General features: G+C 25.0%; 3 protein-coding genes. All 3 read left to right on the plus strand.

Annotated features, from left to right (window positions below; translation table 4 throughout):
- Nucleotides 1–295: 295 nt before the first annotated feature.
- Entirely contained in the window at nt 296–1,147 is an 852-nt protein-coding gene (locus P695_RS06305; RefSeq protein ID WP_028127080.1) for a BspA family leucine-rich repeat surface protein, read from the plus strand.
- 449 nt (nt 1,148–1,596) lie between these two features.
- Entirely contained in the window at nt 1,597–3,165 is a 1,569-nt protein-coding gene (locus P695_RS0104765) for a hypothetical protein (protein ID WP_028127081.1), read from the plus strand.
- A 92-nt stretch (nt 3,166–3,257) separates the two neighbouring features.
- A partial coding sequence (locus tag P695_RS06310; RefSeq protein ID WP_211227801.1) for a hypothetical protein occupies nt 3,258–3,484 on the plus strand: 227 nt, incomplete at its 3' end.

Genomic DNA, 3,484 nt, shown 5'->3' on the forward strand with positions numbered 1-3,484 from the left:
TGGGAATCTCCTCAAGATTTTTTAAATAAAAACAAAAGCAATTGAATTGCTTTTGTTAACTAACTTTTGATGTGTTGTTTTTTTATGTCCACTTTTCTTGACAAGATCAATTGCTTAATTCGATGAATTTTATTTTAGTTTGAAAAACAATTTTCATTTAAGAAATTTTTTTCTGTTTTTCAAAATCTCTTCATTTAATGGTTAGGTGAAACTCTAAGGATATAATAAAAATAAGATGTAATGTCACATCTTAAAAAATTTTTTCAAAATTAAAAACAAGAAAAGAGGTCTAGAAATGAAAAAAATGTTATCCCTATTAGGTAGTTTGGGTTTAATAATTACCACAATCACTACAAGCACATTGGTTGTGTCTTGTGATAAAGTACCAAGATTTCTGCTAGAATATATTAATAATATTCTTCCTGAAATTGAAGAAATTATCAATTCTAAAAAAGAACTCTGAACAACTCAAGATTTGCAAGAAAAATTAAAAAATGACCCGAATATCAAAGGAAATTTTGAAGTATCTGAGGTAGCGTTTGAAGCACCAAATGATCTTAAAAAGATTGTTAAAAAATTTGTATTTAAAGCTATTAAAGACAAAAAATATCGAGGTGAAGTTCAGGCATATCAAATTAAAGATAGAGCAAACCAAAGTAAAACCATTTATACAATTGGATTTGGTAATGATGAATTAGATTGAGTTGATGGCCCTGCTCCAGAATGAACAATTAATATTTTGAATCTCGGTTGGGATGCAAATGGAAAAGCATATCAAATGCCAAAACGTATTAGCATTGTGCCAAAGTACATTAGTCCTAACATAACTAGTATGGAAGGCATATTTCAAGATGCTAAGTATTTTAATAGAAATATTTCCGACTGAAACACCTCAAAAGTGATTAATATGGCTAATATGTTTAATGGTGCAACTGAATTTAACCAAGATATTTCTCAATGAGATACGTCACAAGTTATTAATATGGAAGGTATGTTTCAAGATGCTTGGAGTTTTAATAAAAATATATCAAATTGAAAAGTTCATAAAGTAACAAAACATTCTAACTTTGCTAACCCAAAACCCGAATGAATGATGGTTAAAGAATTAGATTGACCAGAAAGCTTTAAACCTCATTTTAAAAAATAAATACTGTGTAATCATTACCATAATTAATAATTTTGTTTTAAAAAGCAAATTGTTAAAATTGAAATGTCAACACATTAAACATTTTTACAAAATGGAAACAACTTTAATTTTATTTTTGAATTAAAATGTAAAAAAATTAAGAAATATAATAATCTTAGGAGGCAATATATGAAATTTTTGCGCAATATTTTAATAAAGGCTATTTATAAAACTAAAAAATATAAAACCTGTATTAAAGATTACTATATTTTAAAATTTTTTAAAATCTCATTATCTTCAAAAATTAAGGTGCAATACCGGTAATTATCATTTTTATACTTTTAATCATAAATATAATTGAGTTATTTTTGTTTAATAATATTTTTAAATGATTTTTAATGAAAAGATTATTTTCCTTAACCAAAAATTAATTATATTTTCAAATAAATATACAAATGGAGGAAATGTATATGAAAAAATTACTAATCTCACTATTATCCTTGACTTTAGTGAGTTCTACTAGTTTATTTTGTGTTTCTAGTAGTAAAGTGGCAATTAAAATACAAGAAGATAAAAGACAAGCATTGGATGAAGTTTTAGAAAAAAATGCAATTAAAATTTCTAAAACAGATAAATTAAAATACAATTTAAATATAGATCAATATGAGAAAAAATTTTTGAAAAAGAGAATTTTCTCAACAAAATCAACTTTGGAAGAAAAAGCTAATAATTATATAAAATTGTTTGATATTCAGAATTCATTTGGGACACAAAGAATATATGTGTACGATAAAGATAATATTGAAAGTGAAATCTACTCATTTGTTGATAATGAATTGAATGAGCAAGAAAGCATTAAATATGATTTTGATGAAGAAATGAAATTTATCAATTCTTATTCGCACATTAATTCATTACATTATGATTATGGATTTCAGAATGCAATGAGTAATCTATATTTAAAGAAAATTGCGGATTCAAATGATGAAGAAAAACAATACCTTTCAAATTATGCATGGTCAAAATATGAAAAACCAGTTGAACAAGAAAGTAAACCAGATTTCTTTTCTCAAACCATAAATGGTTTTAGTCAAGTGTACTCTTTTGTTAATGATGTACTTTTAATTGGTTTAGACTTGGCCATTTCTGCAGCCTTAAGCTTTCTATTTGTCAACCCTTTAACAACAACTCTATTACCCGCTATCATTCCTTTGGCTTCAACCGCACTAACTAAAATTGGATTTCCAGTAAGTGAAAAAATTGTCAAAAAAATAGTAAAAGGCATTGTTAAAAAAGCTGTTAAAACACCATTAAAAAAAGATGTAAATGGATTATGAATTATTCAAGCAATTAAACAGTTTATAAAAAACCAGAATTTAAAACCTATTCTAGAGAAAAATAGAGAATTTTTATCAGATAAATATGGTCAAGATGTTTGAACTGACTATAATAATTTTTTCATGGAAGGTTTTGACAATGGAATTGCTGGTAAAATTAATTCAACATTTGGTGGTGTTAGTGTGAAAGACAGAGCTGTATTAATTTTTGATAAAATAAGAAATCCTCTTTGAAATTTGGATTCTATTACATCTCATTCTACTGCAAAGTTTAGAGAATGACTTCCATGATCAACTTATACAAATAAAAAAACAATGCACCATAGTGTTGACCAAAATAAAATATTAGAATTTTTTACAGCAACATTAGCAACCAAAACAACATGAACTGGTACATATTATGGTCCAGTCAATAAATCTAGAGAAAAATGATATGATTTAGATTGATCTGCAAATTTTTTAGAAAAAACAACTTTAGAACTAAAACCAAACATTAGTAAGAAAAGTAAAACTATAGCAAAGTTATCCTTTATAAATGAAAATTTAAAAGATACCAGAGGAATTGCTAAATTTTTCAAAGATAATAAAAATGAATTTGATAATGAAATGGAGCAAAATACTAAAGATATATTGTCTAATTATCCAACAAATTCAATAAGAAATAATTATAAATTTTTAAGTTTTGGTAAAATTTTTAAGTAATATAGATATAGAATTTTAAATTAAATGCAATTTTTATAGTAAATAATTCTTTTGATAAGAATGTATTGAACAAGAAAAGGGGATGTATGACAGTGACTAAAAATAATTTTGCAAAAATTATTCCAGAATTTAGAAAATATAAAAAATGAACAAAAATTTATTTGTTAATAACTTTTTTGGTGATATTAATTTTAGCTGGAATTTTAACTTTTGTTAAGATACAAAGGGTCTTTACGGATTTTTGTGTAAATTCATTTTTACTCATTATTCAATTACGACCCTCCCTTCAAACATTATATAAAAGTGAGCCAGTGCAGAT

Origin of the sequence: Williamsoniiplasma lucivorax ATCC 49196, assembly GCF_000518285.1 — a bacterium.
Classification (GTDB): domain Bacteria; phylum Bacillota_I; class Bacilli_A; order Mycoplasmatales; family Mycoplasmataceae; genus Williamsoniiplasma; species Williamsoniiplasma lucivorax.